The sequence below is a fragment of the Thiomicrospira sp. S5 genome (assembly GCF_003991075.1).
Taxonomy (GTDB): domain Bacteria; phylum Pseudomonadota; class Gammaproteobacteria; order Thiomicrospirales; family Thiomicrospiraceae; genus Hydrogenovibrio; species Hydrogenovibrio thermophilus.
Genome location: NZ_CP014470.1, coordinates 234,582 through 255,539, shown reverse-complemented (window position 1 = coordinate 255,539; position 20,958 = coordinate 234,582). Strand labels below are relative to the sequence as shown.

The 20,958-nt window shown below is 52.7% G+C and carries 20 protein-coding genes; 15 read left to right on the top strand and 5 right to left on the bottom strand.

The window, feature by feature from the left end:
- Positions 1-13: 13 nt before the first annotated feature.
- From AYJ59_RS01140 to AYJ59_RS01115, 6 genes are all read left to right on the top strand, one after another.
- Complete coding sequence (locus AYJ59_RS01140) at positions 14-1,087, top strand: iron-containing alcohol dehydrogenase family protein (RefSeq protein WP_029939128.1); 1,074 nt, start codon at positions 14-16, stop codon at positions 1,085-1,087.
- Between the two features lie 62 nt (positions 1,088-1,149).
- Positions 1,150-1,896 (top strand): 3-deoxy-manno-octulosonate cytidylyltransferase, encoded by a 747-nt coding sequence (gene kdsB / locus AYJ59_RS01135; protein ID WP_127119083.1) that lies wholly within the window; start codon positions 1,150-1,152, stop codon positions 1,894-1,896.
- Between the two features lie 32 nt (positions 1,897-1,928).
- Positions 1,929-3,170, top strand: coding sequence for a 3-deoxy-D-manno-octulosonic acid transferase (locus AYJ59_RS01130; RefSeq protein WP_127119082.1), 1,242 nt, complete (start codon positions 1,929-1,931; stop codon positions 3,168-3,170).
- 87 nt (positions 3,171-3,257) lie between these two features.
- Positions 3,258-3,482 carry a DNA-directed RNA polymerase subunit omega gene (rpoZ, locus tag AYJ59_RS01125; RefSeq protein WP_029939131.1) on the top strand — a complete coding sequence of 75 codons (225 nt, stop codon included), beginning with the start codon at positions 3,258-3,260 and terminating at the stop codon, positions 3,480-3,482.
- A gap of 24 nt (positions 3,483-3,506) precedes the next feature.
- Entirely contained in the window at positions 3,507-5,669 is a 2,163-nt protein-coding gene (locus AYJ59_RS01120; protein ID WP_127119081.1) for a RelA/SpoT family protein, read from the top strand.
- A 290-nt stretch (positions 5,670-5,959) separates the two neighbouring features.
- The gene (locus tag AYJ59_RS01115; RefSeq protein WP_127119080.1) at positions 5,960-7,957 is read left to right on the top strand and encodes a cache domain-containing protein; all 1,998 of its coding nucleotides are present in this window, start codon (positions 5,960-5,962) and stop codon (positions 7,955-7,957) included.
- Positions 7,958-8,043: 86 nt separating this feature from the next.
- Here the strand turns inward: AYJ59_RS01115 and AYJ59_RS01110 are convergent, their stop codons facing one another.
- From AYJ59_RS01110 to AYJ59_RS01095, 4 genes are read right to left on the bottom strand one after another with little or no spacing between them, the layout of a single operon-like run.
- A complete protein-coding gene (locus tag AYJ59_RS01110; protein WP_127119079.1) occupies positions 8,044-8,913 on the bottom strand; it encodes a metal ABC transporter permease in 870 nt (289 codons plus the stop codon).
- Positions 8,910-10,316, bottom strand: a complete 1,407-nt coding sequence (locus AYJ59_RS01105; RefSeq protein ID WP_127119078.1) for a metal ABC transporter permease — start codon at positions 10,314-10,316, stop codon at positions 8,910-8,912. Before AYJ59_RS01105 ends, AYJ59_RS01110 begins: the two co-directional genes overlap by 4 nt.
- The gene (locus AYJ59_RS01100) at positions 10,306-11,106 is read right to left on the bottom strand and encodes a metal ABC transporter ATP-binding protein (protein WP_127119077.1); all 801 of its coding nucleotides are present in this window, start codon (positions 11,104-11,106) and stop codon (positions 10,306-10,308) included. Before AYJ59_RS01100 ends, AYJ59_RS01105 begins: the two co-directional genes overlap by 11 nt.
- Before the next feature lies 1 nt (position 11,107).
- Positions 11,108-11,989: a metal ABC transporter solute-binding protein, Zn/Mn family gene (locus AYJ59_RS01095; protein ID WP_237260352.1), complete on the bottom strand. Its 882-nt coding sequence runs from the start codon at positions 11,987-11,989 to the stop codon at positions 11,108-11,110.
- Between the two features lie 256 nt (positions 11,990-12,245).
- On the opposite strand from AYJ59_RS01095, the gene AYJ59_RS01090 reads away from it, so the two are divergent.
- Both AYJ59_RS01090 and amt read left to right on the top strand, forming a co-directional pair.
- Entirely contained in the window at positions 12,246-12,632 is a 387-nt protein-coding gene (locus AYJ59_RS01090; protein WP_029939138.1) for a RidA family protein, read from the top strand.
- Positions 12,633-12,873: 241 nt separating this feature from the next.
- Complete coding sequence (gene amt / locus AYJ59_RS01085; protein WP_029939139.1) at positions 12,874-14,709, top strand: ammonium transporter; 1,836 nt, start codon at positions 12,874-12,876, stop codon at positions 14,707-14,709.
- Positions 14,710-14,748: 39 nt separating this feature from the next.
- On the opposite strand, the gene AYJ59_RS01080 is transcribed toward amt, so the two are convergent.
- Entirely contained in the window at positions 14,749-15,345 is a 597-nt protein-coding gene (locus tag AYJ59_RS01080; RefSeq protein ID WP_164730713.1) for a histidine phosphatase family protein, read from the bottom strand.
- A gap of 216 nt (positions 15,346-15,561) precedes the next feature.
- Between AYJ59_RS01080 and zigA the strand changes: the two genes are divergently transcribed.
- From zigA to AYJ59_RS01045, 7 genes are read left to right on the top strand one after another with little or no spacing between them, the layout of a single operon-like run.
- Positions 15,562-16,764, top strand: a complete 1,203-nt coding sequence (zigA, locus tag AYJ59_RS01075; RefSeq protein WP_127119075.1) for a zinc metallochaperone GTPase ZigA — start codon at positions 15,562-15,564, stop codon at positions 16,762-16,764.
- 12 nt (positions 16,765-16,776) lie between these two features.
- The gene (locus tag AYJ59_RS01070; RefSeq protein WP_127119074.1) at positions 16,777-17,241 is read left to right on the top strand and encodes a Fur family transcriptional regulator; all 465 of its coding nucleotides are present in this window, start codon (positions 16,777-16,779) and stop codon (positions 17,239-17,241) included.
- A 3-nt stretch (positions 17,242-17,244) separates the two neighbouring features.
- A complete protein-coding gene (locus AYJ59_RS01065; RefSeq protein ID WP_029939143.1) occupies positions 17,245-17,805 on the top strand; it encodes a gamma carbonic anhydrase family protein in 561 nt (186 codons plus the stop codon).
- Positions 17,806-17,833: 28 nt separating this feature from the next.
- Positions 17,834-18,385 (top strand): ZrgA family zinc uptake protein, encoded by a 552-nt coding sequence (locus AYJ59_RS01060; RefSeq protein ID WP_127119073.1) that lies wholly within the window; start codon positions 17,834-17,836, stop codon positions 18,383-18,385.
- An 18-nt stretch (positions 18,386-18,403) separates the two neighbouring features.
- Positions 18,404-19,108 (top strand): ABC transporter ATP-binding protein, encoded by a 705-nt coding sequence (locus tag AYJ59_RS01055; protein WP_127119072.1) that lies wholly within the window; start codon positions 18,404-18,406, stop codon positions 19,106-19,108.
- Positions 19,105-20,358 carry an ABC transporter permease gene (locus tag AYJ59_RS01050; RefSeq protein WP_127119071.1) on the top strand — a complete coding sequence of 418 codons (1,254 nt, stop codon included), beginning with the start codon at positions 19,105-19,107 and terminating at the stop codon, positions 20,356-20,358. Before AYJ59_RS01055 ends, AYJ59_RS01050 begins: the two co-directional genes overlap by 4 nt.
- A complete protein-coding gene (locus tag AYJ59_RS01045) occupies positions 20,355-20,936 on the top strand; it encodes a DUF3299 domain-containing protein (protein WP_164730712.1) in 582 nt (193 codons plus the stop codon). Before AYJ59_RS01050 ends, AYJ59_RS01045 begins: the two co-directional genes overlap by 4 nt.
- The last annotated feature ends 22 nt before the right edge of the window (positions 20,937-20,958 follow it).

Sequence of the window (20,958 nt, the reverse complement as noted above, 5' to 3'; positions counted from 1 at the left end):
CAGGAATAACCCAATGAAACATCGCAACTTTAAAACCGTGCCCAGAATGATTTTCGGACGCGGCTCCTTCGATCAACTGGATGACGTTTTGATGGAAGAACGCCAAAATGCCGACGACTATGTGGTTTTTTTGGTGGACGAAGTTCACAAAGACAAACCGCTTAAAGACCGTATCCCGAATCAATCGCATGACCTGGTAATCTGGCTGGACGTCACCGACGAACCGAAAACCACTTATGTCGATGCACTGACCGAACAGGTTCAGGCATTCGGCAACGGCAAAGACCCGGTCAGCGTCGTTGGGATCGGCGGCGGCTCCTCCATGGACATCGCTAAAGCCGTGGCTCTGCTGCTGACAAACCCGGGCGGTGCCGTGAAATACCAAGGTTGGGATTTGATCCAAAACCCGGCCATTCACCACATCGGCATCCCAACCATTTCCGGTACCGGTGCCGAAGCGTCTCGCACCACGGTTTTGACCGGGCCTGACAAAAAACTGGGCATGAACTCCGATTACACGGTTTTCGACCAGATTATCATGGACCCGGACCTGGTCGCCGGTGTACCGAAAGACCAATGGTTCTACACCGGCATGGATTGCTACATCCACAATGTCGAAGCTTTGAACGGCACTTACATCAACGAATTTGCCCGTGCTTTCGGTGAAAAATCATCCGACCTGTGCGACGAAGTGTTCTTGAAGGACCACCCGGAAGCCGACGAAAAATTGATGATGGCTTCCTACATGGGCGGCCAATCCATTGCTTACAGCCAGGTAGGCGCCTGTCACGCCCTGTCTTACGGTTTGGCGTATGTATTGGGCTACCATCACGGAATCGGTAACTGCATCGTCTTCAACGTATTGGACGACTTCTACCCGGAAGGCGTGAAAATCTTCCGCCAAATGATGGAAAAACACAACATCAACTTGCCGACCGGCATTTGTCAGGACCTTTCCGACGAACAAATGGACAAGATGATTCAGGTCGCATCCGGCTTGGCACCGCTTTGGGACAATGTCTACGGCCCGAACTGGAAAGAAAAAGTCACACCGGAATTGTTACGTTCCCTTTACCTGAAAATGTAAAACCTGTCGCCTAACAGGCCCGACCCCATGCGAGCGGGCCGATTCAAGGACACGAATTCTCTATGAAAACCTATGTTTTTATTCCGGCCCGTTACGGCTCGTCTCGTCTACCCGGCAAGCCATTAAAACTCATTAACGGCCAACCCATGATTCAACACGTTTTCGAGCGTATTTCGAAAGCGCGCGGCATCGAAGCCGTATACGTCGCCACCGATGATGAACGCATCAAAACGGTTGTGGAAGGGTTTGGCGGCCAAGTTGTCATGACGCCACCAGAGGCCGAATCGGGCACGGACCGTATCGCCCAAGCCGCCAAAGAGGTCGGGTTAAGCGATGACGACTTGATTGTCAATGTGCAGGGCGACCAACCGCTGGTCAACCAAGGGTCGATTGAAGCGGTCATCGCGCCGTTCAAAGCCGCGGACTACGACGGCTCCTTCGAAATGAGTACTTTGTCTTTCAAAATTGTCAACGAGGCCGAAATCACCAGCCCGAAAGACGTCAAACTCGTCACCGACGTCAATGGGTTTGCACTGTATTTTTCACGCGCCACCATCCCGCATGGTCGCGACTACTGGGACCACGACTCTTTCAAACACCTGGGCGTTTACGCTTACACCAAACGGTTTGTCGATACCTTCAACACCTTACCGATGGGACGTTTGGAGGACATCGAAAAGCTGGAGCAATTACGCGCGCTCGAATTCGGTCATAAAATCAAAGTGGTCGAAAGCCAATGGGATTCACCAGAAGTGGACTTGCCCGGCGATATCGAAATCATGGAAGCTCTGCTCAACGCCGGCCATTAAAGCCCGTTGTTGCACCCAAAGATGATTCCAAGATGCTGTACCAACTTCTGATTCGCCTGCTCAGCCCGCTGGTTTTCCTGATTACGGTCCTGGAAGCCACCAAACGTCACGGTGGCTGGCGTTATTTTGCACAGCGGCTGGGCCTCTCATCACCTCGCTCCTCGGAACCGGGCAGCCTTTGGATTCATTGCGCATCGGTCGGCGAAGTCAAAGCGGCGGAAGCGCTGATTCGGCGCCTACAGCCAGACGAAAACCTGCTCGTCACCACCAATACCCCCACTGGCGCACAATTGGTCGAAAACCTGTTCCGTCTAACCGTACGACATCATTATCTCCCACTGGACTATCCTTACGCCATCCGCCGATTTTTAAACAAACAACGACCGCACGCCCTCTGGGTGGTGGAAACCGAAATCTGGCCCAACCTATACCGCCTGACTCACCAGGCAGGCATTCCCATCCAACTGGTTAATGCTCGCCTATCGGTCAAAACCCTCAATAGTCCGGCTTGGCTGAAACGCCTCTATCGTGAAACGCTCGGCTATGTACAAAATATTTATGCCCGTAATGCTTCAGAAGCGGAACGCTTTCGCTCACTGGGTGCCGACGCCGACAAACTCCATGTTCTCGGCAACTTGAAGTACGCCGGATTAACATCACAAACGGATTACCCCAATCCCATTAAAAAAGCGTCAAGCGTACATTCGGACTATGTGCTCGCCGCTTCCACGCATGCCGGAGAAGAAGAAGCACTGGTCCAACTCTGGCAAACATTACAACGCCCGGAACTGCTGGTCATCGTTCCCAGACACCCGAAGCGCCGCAACCACATTTTAAAAACACTGACCGCAAACCGGTCACAACTCGCGGTACTGAGTTTAAACGAACCCATCACGACAAACACCCGGTTTTACCTTTACGACAAAATTGGTGCCCTGATGCCGCTCTATCAACATGCCAAACTGGTGATTATGGGCGGAGGCTTCGCCCCCAAAGGCGGACACAATGTACTGGAACCGGCGTCAGTGAAAGCCTGTATTTTGACCGGGCCTGACATGTCGGATTTTGAAGAAGAGACGCAAGAACTCCTCAATCACAACGGCTTAATTCAATTGACCCAACTGGATGATCTATACCAGGCTCTGCCGCCACTATTAGACGACGCCGACAAACGCCAGACAATGGGCGAAGCCGCTTTTGACGTCATTCAGCAAAAAAGCCACATTCTCGACGACTATTTAGCCCACCTTCGCCCCGCCAATCGGGACAAATAATCCCTCTTATTCTTAATACTTATTGAAAGTCACCGGGGTTATTCGGTAAAATAATAATTTACTGAATTTTAAGGAAGAATATCGCTCATGGCACGCGTTACTGTAGAAGATTGTTTAGATCAAGTTGAAAACCGTTTTGAACTGGTCATTTTAGGCGCCAAACGTGCGCGTCAATTGTCCAACGGCGCCGAGCCGACTTTGGATTGGGACAAAGACAAGCCGACGGTCATGGCCCTGCGCGAATTGGCGGAAAACACCATCAATAAAGACGTGGTTATGTCCGACCCAGATACACCGCCATACTTCGGTTAATCCACAGGAGCTCCTTTATTATTTATGCCCACCCCAACTTCACTTGACGGCTTAATTGAGAAAGCATCGGTCTATCTCAAAAAAAAACACCTGAAACAACTCCGAGCCGCATTTGAATTTGGGGCGGAAGCCCACCAAGGGCAAACCCGTAAATCGGGTGGCGATTATATCTGGCACCCAGTAGCAGTCGCCGAAATCCTTGCGGAAATCCAGCTGGATCACGAAAGCTTGATTGCCGCCATCCTGCACGACGTCATTGAAGACACCCCCTTCACCAAACAAGACATTATTGATCGTTTCGGCGAAAACGTCGCGGAAATCGTCGACGGCGTCACCAAACTCGGGAAACTCGAATTCGACAACCCGCAGGAAGCGCAAGCGGAAAACTTCCGCAAAATGGTACTGGCGATGGCCCGTGACATTCGGGTCATCCTCATCAAACTGGCCGACCGTCTCCATAATATGCGCACACTCGGCGTCATGCGCCCGGACAAACAACGCCGCATCGCCCGCGAAACCTTGGAAATCTATGCCCCTATCGCCGCTCGCCTAGGCATCAACGCCATTCGGATCGAGCTTGAAGACTTGGGTTTCAAAGCCATGCACCCTTTCCGCTTCGCCGTGCTGGAAAACGCCGTAAAAAAAGCCCGCGGCAATCGCGCGGAAATCGTCGAACAAATCAACGAAGCCATTACACAACGACTGCAGGAAGACAATATTCCCGCCCACGTCATCGGCCGGGAAAAGCACTTATACAGCCTCTACAAGAAAATGAAGTATAAGCAGCTGAGTTTTGACGAGATTCTCGATATTTTCGCCTTCCGGGTCGTGGTCAACAGCGCCGACGAATGCTATCGAGTACTCGGTTCCGTGCATTCGCTTTACAAGCCCTTTCCAGGCCGCTTCAAGGATTACATTGCCATCCCCAAAGCTAATGGCTACCAATCATTGCACACGGTGTTATTCGGTCCCTTCGGCGCCTACATTGAAATCCAGATCCGCACCAATGAGATGCATGAAGTATCCGAGCATGGCATTGCCGCCCATTGGGTGTATAAACAGAGCCTGGACGACGAACATGAAACCCACGGCGAACGCCCGCTTTCCGCCGTGGAAGTACGCGCTCAGGAATGGGTTAAGAACCTGCTGGAAATCCAGCAAGGGGCCGGGAACTCTCTGGACTTTTTGGAAAACGTCAAAATCGACCTGTTCCCGAATGTCATTTACGTCTTTACCCCAAAAGGCGACATCATCACACTCCCAGCCGGCGCGACCGCCGTGGATTTCGCCTACGCGGTTCACACCAATATCGGTCACGCCACCGTTGGCTGCCGTGTGGACAAAAAACTGATTCCATTACGCACCCATCTGGAAAGCGGTCAAACCGTAGAAATCATCCGCAGCAAGGAGCTGCAGCCGAACCCGTCCTGGCTGCATTTTGTCACCACGGCGAAAGCACGTTCGCAAATTCGTGCTTTTTTGAAAAACCAACAATCCGAATCGGCCCAAGCACTGGGGCAACGCTTACTGGAAAAAGGCCTGCGTAACTTCAATATGTCCTATAACGGCTTGACCGATGCCATCCGCGAAGGCATCGTCATTGAACTGAAACTGGAAAGCTGGGACCACTTATTGGAAGAAATCGGGCTTGGCAAACGCCTTGCCAAACTGGTCGCCAAACAAATTCACGACGTGGTACTCGGAAAAGAAGACTCGGTGTTACGCCATCCGGAACCTGACCAATCCATGCAACCCTTGGTCATTACCGGCACCGAAGGCATGGCCGTGAATTACGCCGGTTGCTGTCATCCGATTCCCGGCGATGAAATCATCGGCTTCATCAGTGCGGAAAAAGGGCTGGTGATTCACCGTCAGGAATGCAAAAACGTCAAACACTTCAAAAACCATCCTGAAAAATGGCTGGATGTGAACTGGGAAGAAAACATCACCCAGACCTTTGACGTGGAATTGCAGCTTGAAGTCCACAACCGTCGTGGGGCGCTGGCGACGATTGCCAGCAACATCGCGGAAATGAAAACCGACATAGACCGCGTGCGCTCCGAAGACAAGGATGAAACCTATAGTTTGATGAATATCGTCATTCGCGTACACACCCGCAAGCACTTGGCGGACGTCATGCGCAAACTCAAACGCCTTTCCATCGTCGAAAAAATCCAACGCCTCTAAAACCATACCCAAAGAAAGGTTAAGTTAAGTAATTTAACGAAGCTTTCACGCACCAAAACAAATCAATTCTCACCTGAAAAAGTGCTCCACTTCCGTAACATAACCTTCTGAAAAACCGTTCAAAATAGTACCTAACGCTTGTTTTAAAAACAAAACCATAACATGGCATTATTACTGCTTAAACTTCAGTAAATAATTATATATTGACCAACCACTTCAAACACATAACAAACGGTTGGCAACCCGATTCGATCTGAACGAATAGATTTAAAAATTATGGAACGTAACTCATGCAAGAACTTAAGCAATACACTCAGTATCTGCCGGAAGTAAAACGCTATCTGGGCGAACTGGAACACCAGGATCTCTGGTGGACGACCGTGGCCATGGTCGGAAAAATCAACAATGAAAACATCGACCCGCAATTGCTGGAATCGATTGTCGACACCCAAAAAGAATTCCAAAGCCTGCGCAACATGATGATTGAGGCTCTGGTCAGCCGTTACCTGAACCAAGCTAACAGCGAAATCGTATTGAAATCTCAGGCCACGATCGACATCTTGATTCGAAATCTGTTCGAACGAACCGCTGACGTAGGCTTTCTCGCCACCGACGACGATCTGGTCGACTTTCTCGCCAACCCGGAAACCACTGAAAACGACGCCGATTTTATCCATCGCCGTATTGAAGAGTACGTTGCCAAATACAGCGTCTACGACGACATTCTCTTACTGGACACCCGCGGTCAAGTTCGCGCCAAGCTGAATCCAAACAACCCGGTCACCATGAGTCGCGATCCGATTATCCAGGAAGCCTTGACCACCAACGAACCCTATACCGAGGTGTATCGTCATTCGGATTTATTTCCAAACAAACCGAAAAGTTTGATTTACGCCAAACGCATCGAAGCGACGGTGAGCGGGGAAAGCCAAACCGTCGGTGTCCTGTGCCTGAGCTTTGAGTTCGACGAAGAAATGGAATCCATCTTCCCCAAACTGAGCAGCGCGGAAGAAGGCTATGAAATCATGATTCTGGACGACCAGGGCAGTGTCATCGCCACCAACAACCCGGTCATTCATCCGCTGGACAAAAAATTCCCGGTTCCGGAACAGATGCGCACTCCCAAAGGCGATGACAAAGGCTTGAATTACATCACCCAAACCCACGGTTACCAAGGTTTCAAGGGACTACCATGGTTCTGCTACACTCACGCGGCGCATTCCGTCGCCTTTGCCAGCAGCAAAACCACCGAAGACCTGGGCGTGACCATCAATGAAGAATCACCGATTTACCTCCGAGACCTCGATGAGACCAACTTGAAAGTCAGCACCTTGCTACTGATCGTGATTCTCAACGGCAAAATCACCTCGCTGAAAAAAGACGTGAAATCCTTTTTGCCGGTACTCGACAGCTTCCAAGACATCAGCCGTGACATCCAAGCCATTTTCAGCGACTTCATTCACCACATTCACACCGTTTTGGTGGAAACCATTCAGAATAAGGTCAAATTCAGCGCCACCCTGGCCATCGAAATCATGGACCGAAACCTGTATGAGCGAGCCAACGATTGCCGCTGGTGGGCACTGAACAGCACCTTCCGAAAGGTTTTGACGGATCATCAAGACCAGATTCCGATCGAGGAAGAAGAAAACGAGACGCTGACCGACATCCTCCAATACATCAACCAGCTTTACACCGTCTACACCAACATCATGCTGTATGACCGCAAAGGCAAGATTCTCGCCGTTTCCAATCCGGCGGAAGCCCACCTTATCGGCACGATTTTACCTCAACCGCAAGACACTTCCGCCTGCCTGGGCATTCAGGACACCCAAGCCTATGTAGTCTCCGACTTCCATAAAACCGAACTCTACAATGGCCGTTACACCTACATTTACCACGCCGCCGTCAAACACTGGCACAGCGAGCATAAAAACGTCGGCGGCATCGCACTGGTGTTCGACAGTGAGCCGGAATTCCTCGCCATGCTGGAAGACACCAAGCCGAAATACATCAACAAGACCGTCGACGAATCGACCTTCTGTCTGTTCACCACCCCGGATGGTGAAATCATTGCCAGTACCACGGACACTTACCCGGTCGGCACGCAAATCATCCTGCCGGACAAAGTCAAACACAGTGCCAACGGCGATTCCGGTTCTTTGCGCTGGGACATTGGCGAGTGCAAATACATTATGGGATACAAGATGTCGGAAGGTTACCGGGAATACAAGAACGGTGACGGTTACACCAACAACGTATTGTCACTGGTCTTTACCGGCATTTAAAGCCAAACCCGGTTCCAAACCGGAAACCAGCACGACTACTGAAAATCGCCAGGCCTGCTAACGAGCAGGCTTTTTCATATCCGAGGTCAGGCGCGGACCAAACGGCCTTGACGACGTGTTTTCAAAACTTGCAAAACCAACACCGTCGTCATCAACAACAGTCCGGCCATCACCGCAATCGACGCCGCAATCGAACTGTCCAACCAGACGGCCACCGCATAGCCTGCCAGCACGGAAAGCTGTGCATAGCCGGCCGCCAGCCACAGCATGCCTTTTAAGGACTTGGCCAACAAATAAGCCGCACTGGCCGGAATCACCAACAAGGCCACCACCAGAATCGCCCCCACCGCGTCGAAAGACGCCACTGTCGTCAACGACACCATCGTCATCAACAGATAATGCCAGAACACCACGTTCACACCTAGGGATACCGCCAGCGCCGGATGGAACGCCACCAGCTTAAAACGTTCAAAACCAATCAACACCATCAACAGATTCAACAGGAACACCCCCAGAATCAACCAAAAAGCGCGCGGCCCAATATCGGACTCTCCCCAAACAACCGTATCAAACGGTACAAAAGCGATTTCGCCGTAAAGCACACATTCTTGATCCAAATCCACCTGACCGGCGTACACCGAAATCAAAATCACCCCGACGGCAAAAAACCAAGTGAAGATAATGCCGATGCTGGCATCGGTCTGTAACTTACTGACCCGATGCAAGGTGTTGGACAGCCAAGCCGTCAACAATCCGATGACCGTCGCACCAATCATCATCGCCACCACCGAGCGGCTGCCAACGGCCAAATACGCCAACACGATACCCAGCAAGACCGAATGACTGATGGCATCCCCCAACAAACTCATGCGGCGCAATACCAGAAAAACGCCCACCATCGAACAACTGACCGCCACCAGACTCGCCGTGGTCAGAATCCAAATATCCCCCATCATGATTCAGCCCCTTTCTGCTCCGACACAACCTGCGCCGCCGGGATCCGTCGTCCATGCGGGTCTTTCAATGAACCGTTCTGATCGCTTTGTAACTCCCGCTCCAAAGCCCGCGTTTCCTCGTCCGTCAATAAATGTTCGATCTGCTCGGCCTGAGAATGCACCCGATCCGGCGTCAAGTCCAACTGCTCAGTCAAATAGTTTTCCCACAGGCGATGACGACGTGTCAACGCCACGGCCCGTTCCGCACCCTCCGGTGAAAGGGCCACGGCCCGCACCGTATCCGTCGCGGTCAACCACCCCTGTTTTTTCATTCTCGCCAGGGTCTCTTTCAATTCCGCCAACGGCATGGTGCGCAACGCCAAAATATCTTCTTCAGCAAACGGCAGGTCCAACGCCAAAGCGTTTTGGGCATGATGGCGATTGGCGGGATGACGCTCATTCAATACATACAAGGTACGCAGCACATTTTCGTCACACACCTGACGGCGCAGCCGACGCTGCTTCAACACACTGGAAATCAGACCGCGTTGCGGGGCGAACAGAAATGACACCGCAAACACCAACGACAAGACCACCACCATCCAAGGCCCGGTTGGCATGGCCGGTGCCATATAAGAAATATTGGCACTGAACAATCCGCTGATCCCGCCAATAAACCCGGCGGTCAGCAACATCACCGACAGACTGTGCCCCCAAAAACGGGCCGCCGCCACCGGCGTCAGCAAGACCGCCGCCATCAACACCACCCCGACAATCTGCAAACCAATGACCACCGACATCACAATCAGCAACGCCAGCACCAGCTCGTAAAACGCAATGTTCAACCCCAACGATTGGGCATAGGTTCGGTTAAAAGCAATCAAACGGAATTTTTGGAAGAAAACCGCCACGGTCAGCAACACCACCAACGCCACCGCCGACAACAGATAAATATCGCTCGGCAGCATGGCCGCCGCCTGCCCAAACAGAATTTTGTCCAGGCCTGACTTGCCCGCCACTTCCATGCCCTGAATGTACGACAACTCCATTAGCCCCAGCGCGAAGAAAAACGACAAGGTAATGGCCATGGCCGCATCCGGTTTGATTTTGGTGTGCTTGGGAATCCAGTCCATCAGGAACAAACCGAAAAAACTGCTGATCAAAGCACCGAAAAACATCAACAGCGGCGTATGGGCATGAAACAGAATAAAGGCTGTCATCACGCCGGGCAAAGCGGCGTGCGCCAAGGCATCGCCCATCAAGGAGCGCTTGCGTAAAAAGGCAAATCCGCCGATCACCGACGCGCTGATGCCCAGCAAAATCGAACCGACCATCACCCAAACGGCGTTGGCGTCTTCAAACCGCCAGAATTCCAGAAACAACCCCCAGTAATCCGGCGAATAAGCGACAAAATCACTCGTCATCGTGCACCTTATCCAGGTTAGAACGATAGAGCTTTTCGGTCATTTCGCTCAACAGTGACAAGCGGCCACCGTAGGTTTTATTGAGGTTTTCCGGCGTCATCACGTCTTGCACCGGGCCGGCCGCCACCAAACGCGCATTCACCAGCAGCACCCAATCGAAATAATCACCGACGGTGTTTAAATCATGATGCACACAAACAATGGTTTTGTTCTGGGATTTCAGTTCGTGGAACAATTCGATAATCGCTTTTTCGGTGGTGACATCCACTCCGGCAAAGGGTTCGTCCATCAGATACAGGCTGGCTTTTTGCGCCAAGGCGCGCGCCAGAAACACACGCTGCTGCTGACCGCCGGACAACTGGCTGATTTGGCGGTCTTTAAAATCCAACATACTGACCCGCGCCAACGCCTGCTCAGCAATCATCACATCGTCGCGCGACGGACGCTGCCAAAACTTCAAATGGCCGTGCCGCCCCATCAACACCACATCCATGACGTTGATCGGAAAATCCCAATCCGACTCCTCACGCTGCGGCACATAGGCCACCGACAACTGCTTCTGCTTCAATGACTGCCCAAAAAAACGCACTTGTCCGCTCATCAAGGGCTCCAAGCCCATAATGCCTTTCAGCAAAGTGGACTTACCCGCTCCGTTTGGCCCGACGATGGCGATGTTCTGGCCTTCCGGAATGGCGAAGCTGACATCCGTCAACACCGGCTTATACTGATAACGCATGCTGAGTTGGTTGACGATCAGCGGTGGATTTTCAATGGTTTTCCAAGCGTCCATATTATTTCAAGGCCCCAACAATGGTATTCACATTATGTTTCACCATACCGATATAGGTGCCCTCTGGCGTACCGGACAACCCCATGGCGTCGGAATACAATTCGCCGCCAATGGCGAGATGACCATCGGCTTCATTCACACCCGCCACCAACGATTTCAGGAATTTTTTCGGCACACTCGATTCCACAAACACAGCCTTGATATGACGCTCCAGAATCAAATCCTTCAAACGTTTGATGTCATGCAATCCGAACTCCGTGGCGGTACTGATACCCTGCAGCCCTCGCACTTCCATGCCGTAGGCGCGCCCGAAATACCCGAAAGCATCGTGCGCGGTAATCAAAACGCGCTGCCCGGCCGGAATCGTCTGCACCTGATTTTTCACCCAAGCATTCAAATCCATCAACTGCTGCAAATACACTTTCGCATTTTGACGATAAAATTCTTGGTGGGCCGGATCGTGCTGAATCAATTTTTCCAACACCAAACGGCCGGCCTGCTCCCACAGGCTGACATCAAACCACACGTGCGGGTCCGGCGCCTGTCCAAAGTGCAAAATCGCGTCCTTTGGAAATTCCGACGTCACCGCATAAACCGGCTTTTTCCGCGCCAGTTTTTCAAAGACTTCCTGCATTTTGCCTTCCAGGTGTAAGCCATTGAAAAAAATCACATCGGCTCGTTGCAGTCGCCGCAAATCACCGTGGGTGGCTTTATACAAGTGCGGATCAACCCCCGCACCCATTAAGGCGGTCATCGTCACTTTATCCTGCCCGATATTGGTCACCAAGTCACCGATCATGCCGGTGGTCACCACCACATTCAAAGGCTTGGCCTGCACCTGAAACGCCATAAAACCGATGCACACCAAGATCAATCTGCTCAAATACGTCTTCACAATATTTTTCTCATCTTATTGAAAATTTAGCCTAGACTAATATTTTAAATACCCAAAGTATAGCATAAAGCAAGACACCCACAAAACCCTTTAAACAGCTTGAATGCCCATTACCAAAACCGCCAGGCCTGGTCAAAACCGTTATAAGCTTTTGAGGCCGCCGCCGGTTTTCTCGTCGGTCACAGGTCCGACATTCTGTGCTAAAATCCAAACCACTGTTTACACATCCAACGAGGACACCACCATGCGAGAAATCATCGCCACCGACAAAGCTCCGCAAGCCATCGGCACTTATTCCCAGGCCGTCAAAGTCGACAACACCGTTTATCTTTCCGGTCAAATCGCTTTGATTCCCGACACCATGGAACTGAAAGAGGGTGAAATTTCCGAGCGCATCCATCAAGTCTTCAAAAATCTGTCGGCGGTTTGTGAAGCGGCGGGCGGCACCCTGCAAGACATCGTCAAACTGAATATTTTCCTGACCGACTTGAGTCACTTTGCCACCGTCAACGAAATCATGGCGCAGTATTTTGAACAACCTTATCCGGCCAGAGCCGCGGTCGGCGTCAAGGAACTGCCCAAAGGCACGGACGTCGAAATGGACGGCGTGATGATTTTATCCGCCTACTAAAGACGTAGAACCCTCCTAAAGCCCTAGGCATCAGACGGAAATCGGCCTCAAACAAGTCGATTTCCGGGCACTTTCGCACTCAAAAAAAACAATACCACACCAAAAAAGCGCACTCCGACATCACATTTTTCAACCGGAAACCCGTTTTGTTTCAAACACTTTTATTTTACAAGCACATTTTAATAAAGGTATAAAATTTGCTTGTCAAAGATATTTACCCTGAGCGTAGGTATCGATAACGATGAGTGAACAACCGATTGATATTCTATGGGTTCTCATCAGCGCCGTTCTCGTCGCCATGATGCAACCTGGCTTTACCGCCCTTGAAGCCGGTGCCACCCGAACCAAAAACTCGATTTCGACCGCCATCAAAAATGTCAGTGACTTCCTGATCGCCTTTATGATTTTCGTCGTCATCGGTGCCAGCATTATGCTCGGCAGCAGCCAAAACGGCTGGATCGGCTGGGACAAGCTGTTCTTTTACGAAGACTCTTTATCCGGCCTAGTGCTGACTTTGTTCCACGCCATGTTCGCCTCCACGGCCGTCACCATTATTTCCGGTTCCATTGCCGAACGCACCAAATACACCTCTTACCTGATCATCGCCATCATCGTCTCCTTGTTCATTTACCCGGTTCAAGCACACTGGATTTGGAACAGCGATGGTTGGCTCGCTCAGATGGGCTTCATCGATTTCGCCGGCTCCACCGTGGTGCACTCGGTCGGCGGTTGGGCGGCTCTGGCCGCCATTTTGATTATCGGCCCGCGATTAGGCCGCTTTGAAAACAACGAACGTCCGTTTGAACAGGCCAACCTCGCTTACAGCGCCCTCGGCGTCTTTTTGATTTGGCTGGGGTGGATCGGCTTCAACGGCGGCAGTGTGCTGGCCTTGAATATCGAAACCGGGAAAGTGGTGCTGAACACCTTGATTGCCGGTGCGGTCGGCGGCATTGCCGGGCTCATCGCCAGCCGCCTGATGACCGGTTACTATCAGGTCATCGACATCATCAACGGCATTCTGGCCGGACTGGTGGCCATCACTGCCTGCGCTCATCTGGCCTCGCCGTTCAGCGCCATGGTGGTCGGCGCCATCGGCTATCTGGCGTATTTGGTCGGCAAGATTCTACTCATCCGCTGGCGGATTGACGACGCCATCGAGGCCGTTCCGGTCCATTTATTTGCCGGCATCGCGGGCACCCTGGCCGTGGCGTTTCTGGTGGAGGAAGCGCTGTTCTGGCAGCAGTTCAAAACCCAAACCATCGGTATCTTTTTCGTAGGCCTCCTGACCTTCACGGTCACCTACATCATGCTGAAAATCATCAACCACTTTTACGCCTTGCGCGTCTCCGAAGCCAAAGAAATTCTCGGCTTGAACATCAGCGAGCACCAGGCTTCCACGTCCATGTTCGACTTGGCGCGCGCCATGAACGCCCAGGCCCAAGACCAGGATTTCAGCAAAAAAATCATGGTGGAACCTTATTCAGACGCTTCCCTGATTGCTACCTATTACAACCACGTGACCCAAGCCTTCAATCAATTGAACGACGAAAAAGAAGCACTGATCGAAGAGTCCTATCACATGGCCAATTATGACCAGTTGACCGGGTTGGCGAAACGCCGCCTGTTGGTGAACGAACTGTCACGCTCCATTCTTCGTCTGGATCGCCAGGACCAGACCAATGCGATTCTGTTCATCGATCTGGACGGCTTCAAAGCCATTAATGACCAGTACGGTCATAATGCCGGCGACATCCTGCTGAAGGAAGCCGCCAACCGCATCCAAACCATTATCCGCAAAACCGATTTGGCCGCGCGTTTCGGTGGTGACGAATTTGTGATTCTGCTGGAAAACATTCAGAATGAAAGCTTCGCCGCCCAAGTTGCGGACAAAATCATCCACTCCATCAAACAGCCGATTCAACTGCCAAACGACGTCACCGGATGCGTGAATGCTTCCATTGGCCTCAAGGTCTTTGACGGCGGTTCGAAAAAGAACGTCGACGATATTTTGAACATGGCCGACAAAGCCATGTACGAAGCGAAACGCCGCGGCAAAGGACAGTGGGTGATTGCTTAATGGTCGGTCATTCTGTGACCGACTGAGCCTGAAGAACGCCTAAGGCGCAACGGAATAACGCGCAATCAAATCAAAGACCGTATCACCCGGCTCGCTGCCCAGCGGTTCCAACACCGCCATTTCTCCCGGCTGCAATCGCTGGTAAATCAGCTCACCGATATTGGGGCGATGCGTGACCAGAATCAAATTTCCCTCACCGTTGAATTGACTGATCCATTGGCGTGTGACACGCAAATTCGCTTTCGCTTTCTCTTCCGGCAACGCCCGAATCAGGCGCAGTTCGGGCATCACTTCAAATTCGCCAAACGCCAAACGCGCGGTGTCCTGAGTTCGGCAATGCGGGCTCGCCAGAACCTGATCCACTTGAATGCTGTGCGCTCGAAACTCTTCACCAATCTTCTTTGCCTGCGCCTTACCATCTTCATTTAAATTGCGTTCACTGAAACAACTGCTGTCCAACAAAAACGCATCGCCGAACTCGCGGTCAATTTGCGCATGCCGAATCAACACCACTTTGCCGCCTTCCTGCAACGCCGCCCAGAAATCGTCACCAGAGCCCTCGGCCCAACTCGGCGCCCCGAACAAACTCCAGACCCACACACTGCCGAACACCCATGCTTTCCATACCCGTTTCATGGCTTTTCCTCCGTTTTTCATCATCATACGCGGTTGACCATGCCGGATTTTGAAAAAAATAAGGTTTACGCCCGATGGCACAACCCCACCAGGCCTGGTGGTTTTCCGCCTTCCAGTGACGCCATCGAACCCACTGAAAAATAACGCTCAACAGGGCTTGAAATTTATATGTTATGTTATAACATATCATTATTCATCCATTCGAGAGGACTCACCATGAAACAACTTCCCGTCACCGTGCTGTCCGGTTTTCTCGGCGCCGGTAAAACCACCCTGCTCAATCACATTCTGAACAACCGCCAAAATTTACGCGTCGCCGTCATCGTCAACGACATGAGCGAAATCAACATCGACGCCAGTTTGGTGGAAGGTGAAGTCAGCCTGAATCGTTCCGAAGAAAAAATGGTGGAAATGTCCAACGGCTGCATTTGCTGTACCCTGCGCGAAGACTTGCTCCTGGAGGTGTCCGCTCTGGCAAAGGCCGATAAATTCGATTATCTGGTCATCGAATCCACCGGCATTTCCGAACCGCTGCCGGTCGCCGAAACCTTCACCTTCGAAGACGAAAACGGCCTCTCCCTGTCCGACGTCGCACGGCTCGACACCATGGTCACGGTGGTGGACGGCGGCAATTTCCTCACCGATTTCCGTCAGGCCAAATCCTTGCAGGAAGCCGGGGAAAGCCTCGGGGATGAAGACGAACGCAGCGTTGCCGACCTTCTCATCGATCAGGTCGAATTCGCCGACGTACTGCTCATCAGCAAAACCGATTTAATGACACACGACCAAATCGAAGAACTGCGCGCCATTCTGCACTCCCTGAATCCGCAAGCCGACATCCACACCTTGCAACACGGAAAGATTCCGCTCGAAACGGTGCTCAACACCCAAAAATTCAATTTCGAAAAAGCCCAACAAGCGCCGGGCTGGTTGCAGGAAATGCGCGGCGAACACGTGCCGGAAACCGAAGAATACGGCATCGGCAGTTTCACCTTCACCGCCCGCAAACCGTTTCACCCGGTCAAGTTCCACCGTTTTCTGACCCAACCTTGGCCAACGGGCAAACTCATCCGTTCCAAAGGGTATTTCTGGCTCGCCAGCCAACCGCAAATGGCCGGCATCTGGAGCCAGGCCGGAGGCATCGCCCATCACCACTGGGCCGGCATGTTCTGGAAAGCCGTGCCGGAAGAGCGCTGGCCGGACGATGAAGCATCCCGTGACTTCATCCGCGCCAAATGGGTGGAACCTTTCGGCGACATGCGACAGGAATTGGTGTTCATCGGACAAGGTTTGGATGAACAAGCCACTCGAAAACAGTTAGAATCCTGTTTATTGACCGATGAAGAACTTTACGCCGGTGTGACCTATTGGATGCAAATGGACGATCCGTTTGCCGACCCCGTCGCACCGACTGCCTGACAGGAGATCGCCATGACCGATATCAAATCACGCTTAAAACTTGCCCACGAAACCTGCCAGGCCAGCGGCCAGCGCCTGACGGCGATTCGCGAAAAGGTGTTGCGCTTGCTGCTGGAAGCCGACAAACCCATGAGCGCTTACGAACTGCTGGAGCAGTACAAACTTGACGAACAAAGCGGCACTCAGCCGATGACCATCTACCGCGCCCTGAGCTTTTTGGAAGCGCAATCGCTGATTCACCGCCTGGCCTCGACGCGCCAATACGTGGCGTGCCACCATGCGCATGAAGAAGCCCCACACAGCGAACTCACCCAGTTTCTGATGTGCGACCACTGCGGCGGCATCGAAGAAACGCCGCTATCCGATGCGCTTTGGCAGGCGATTCAAGCCAATGCCGAACTCACTCATTTTCACATTGACCAACCCAGCCTGGAAATTCACGGCACCTGCCGCACCTGCCAGCAACACGGAGCCTAATTCATGATTCGACACAACCCCAGCGGCGATTTGCCGCAAATTCATCCATCCGCCTTTGTGGACCCGACCGCGATTCTGTGCGGTAAAATCGTCGTGGCCGAAAACGTTTTCATCGGCCCTTACGCCGTTATCCGCGCCGACGAAGTCAATGAACAAGGCCAGATGGATCCCATCGTCATCGGCGCCCACTCCAACATTCAGGACGGCGTGGTCATTCACTCCAAAGCGGGGGCCGCCGTCACCATCGGGGAACGCACCTCCATCGCTCACCGCTCGATCATTCACGGCCCTTGCCAAATCGGTTCCGGCGTTTTCATCGGTTTCAACAGCGTGCTGTTCAATTGCACCGTGTCCGACGAAGTGGTGGTGCGCCATAACTCCGTGGTTGACGGCTGCGACTTGCCGCACGGCTTCTATGTACCGTCCACCGCACACATCGACCGTCACACTGATTTAAGCCTTTTCCCGGCCAAAACCGCTACACTGTCGGAGTTTTCCGAATCGGTCGTTCAGGCCAATAATCAATTGGTCAGCGGCTACAAAGCCATTCAAAACGAATTTTAAACACGGTTACCCTATCGAAGGAAATGACATGACACTTCGCCCGCTCACGCTTCTAATCTGTGCCGTCCCCGGTCTGCTCGCGGCCAATGTTCAAGCCGAAACCCATGCCGCCCACGAACACGGCGTGGCCGAACTCAATCTGGCTCAAGTGGAGTCGGACATCTTATTGGAAATCAACAGCCCGGCGCATAATGTCTTCGGCTTTGAACATCCGCCGCATTCCGAAACGGAAAAAGACACCGTCAAACAACGGCTTCAACAAATCAAAACCGAACCGCTGGTGGCCTTTAATCCGCAAGCGCAATGCCAGCGTCAATCGGTTGAAGTCCGCAATCCGTTTCATGCCGAACATGAACATGAGCATGAGCATGAGCATGAAAAGTCTGCGCACACTCATAAAGATGTCCACATCGAATACACTTACCGTTGCCAGAATCCGCAGGCGCTGTCCTCTCTGGATGTGAAGAATCTTTTCCAACACTGGCCACAACTGGAAACGGTTCGTGCGCAATGGTTGCTCAGTGACCAGCAATCCGGCGGCACCTTATCGCGCAAGCAACCGAGCATTTCATTCCAATAACCGCCGAGTCGTTCCGCCATGCATGCATCCGCCGTGATTGAAATCGAACAGCTTCGCTATCGCTGGCCCGGCCAAGCGCAAGACACGCTGAACTTGCCTGAACTCCATGTCCGACGTGGCGAACACCTGTTCATCAAAGGGCCGAGCGGCAGCGGCAAAACCACTTTACTGAATTTGCTGGCGGGCGTATTCACCGCCCAAAGCGGGCATTTAAACGTGTTGGGCACCGAGCTGGCCAGTTTATCGGCCCTGCAACGCGACCGGTTTCGCGGCGACCATCTCGGCGTCATTTTCCAACAATTCAACTTGCTACCCTACCTGACCACGCTGGACAATATTCTGTTACCGCTGAGTTTTTCCAAACACCGCCGTCAACAGGAACCCGACCCGCAACACCAGGCGCAGGCCTGGTTGAAATTGCTGCAACTGCCGGACAACATCCTGGCCCAGCCCGTCAACCGTCTCAGCATCGGCCAGCAACAGCGTGTCGCGATTGCCCGTGCATTGATGGGACGGCCGGAACTGATTATCGCCGACGAACCGACCTCCGCTTTGGACGCCGACAATCGCGACCGTTTCATCGACTGGCTGTTCGCCGCGGCGGAGCAATCCGGTGCCACGCTCGTATTCGTCAGCCACGACGCCCATTTGGCACAACACTTCCAACAGGAAATCGACCTGGCCCAACTCAATCAAGCCGGTATTTCGGAGGCGGAGTCATGACCTTGCTGTCTCTCGCACTCAAAAGCGCCTGGAGCCGCAAAGGCAGCTTATTGCTGGCGATGTTTTCCATCACCATCAGCGTGGTATTGCTGCTCGGCGTGGACACCTTGCGCAAGGAAACCAAAAACAGTTTCCTCAACACCTTGTCGCAAACCGACCTGATTGTCGGCGCTCGCAGCGGCCCGGTGAACCTGCTGCTCTACAGCGTGTTCCACATCGGCAACGCCACCAACAACATCGATTACCAAACCTATTTAACACTCCAAAAGATGCCGGACGTCGCCTGGACCGTGCCCTTGTCGTTGGGCGATTCGCATCGCGGTTTTCGGGTCATCGGCACCTTGCCGAGCTTTTACCAACATTATCGTTACGGTGAGGAACAACCGCTCGCTTTCCAGAAAGGGCAAGCCTTCTCGGACTTATACGACGTGGTGCTCGGCGCGAAAGTCGCCCAGAAATACGGTTACCGACTCGGCGACCGCATCGTGTTGTCGCACGGCTTGTCTTCCGGACGCTTAGCACCGCAGCATAACGACAAACCCTTTACCGTCAGCGGCATTCTTGCGCCGACCGGCACACCGGTAGACAACAGTTTGCAAGTCTCGCTCGACGCCATCGAAGCCATCCACATCGACTGGCGCGGCGGCATGCAATCGCCGTTGAAGATTTCCGCCGACCGGGCACGAAAACTCATCGTGGAACCGGAAGCCATCACCGCGGTGTTGATCGGTTTGAAAAACAAACTCACCACCTTCAAAATGCAACGCCGTCTCAATGAATTCAAAGACGAACCGCTGCTGGCGATTCTGCCGGGCAGCACGCTGGCCAGCTTATGGCAAATCATGGCACCGTTTGAACGCGGATTACTGGCGATTGCCAGCATGGTATTGCTGGCAGGCCTGGTGGGAATGCTGATTACCTTGCTCAGCACGCTCAAGGAGCGTCAACATGAAATCGCCGTGCTTCGCGCCATCGGCATTCACGGTTACGACGTCTTGTTGCTGTTCGCTTTCGAAGCGCTGTTCATCCTGATACTCGGCACCCTGTTCGGCATCGTGTTACTTTACGGCGGCCTGGCCTGGCTGGCGCCCTATCTGGCGGAGCATTATGGCCTCTTCATCCAGTTGCCCTGGCCCGACACCCAGCAATGGCTGTTTATCGGCTTGGCCTGGTTGCTGGGGGTGCTTATCAGCCTGATTCCGGGTATCATGGCGTATCGAACCAGTTTAACCAAAGGACTCAGCCGTTGACGACTCAACCCGCGTGGCTCAAAGCCGTTATAACGATTGTTTTCCCCGCTTTTTTATGGGCGCTGCTCGCTTCGGTGGCCCTCGCCGAAGAACCCCGTAAAATCAAGTGGAGCGATTTGATTCCGGAGGGCTATGAACCGGAAAAACTGTTGCAGGCCTACGAAGACGACATCAACCGGCTCAACGATCTGCCGGACAACAGCCCGGAAGGCTTGGCGATTTTAGAAAAACTGCAGGACGTCATCGCCAACTCCCCCGTGAATGAAAAACTGGATGGCCAAACCATTGCACTGGCCGGCTTCATCGCGCCGCTGGCAATTAAAAACGGCACCGTCACCCGCTTTTTATTTGTACCCTATTTCGGCGCCTGCATCCACGTTCCCGCCCCGCCGGTGAACCAGACCATTCTGGTCGACACCGCGCCGGGACAAGGCATCAAGCTGCATCAGGTGGATTTTCCGTTTCTCGTCACCGGCAAGTTGACTTTGCAGCACACCCAAACCGACATCGGTTCGGCCGGCTACCACCTGATCGATGCCCACACCGAACAATACAAAGACGAAGTCTGGCTGGAATAAATTAGGGGCCAAATGTTAAAAA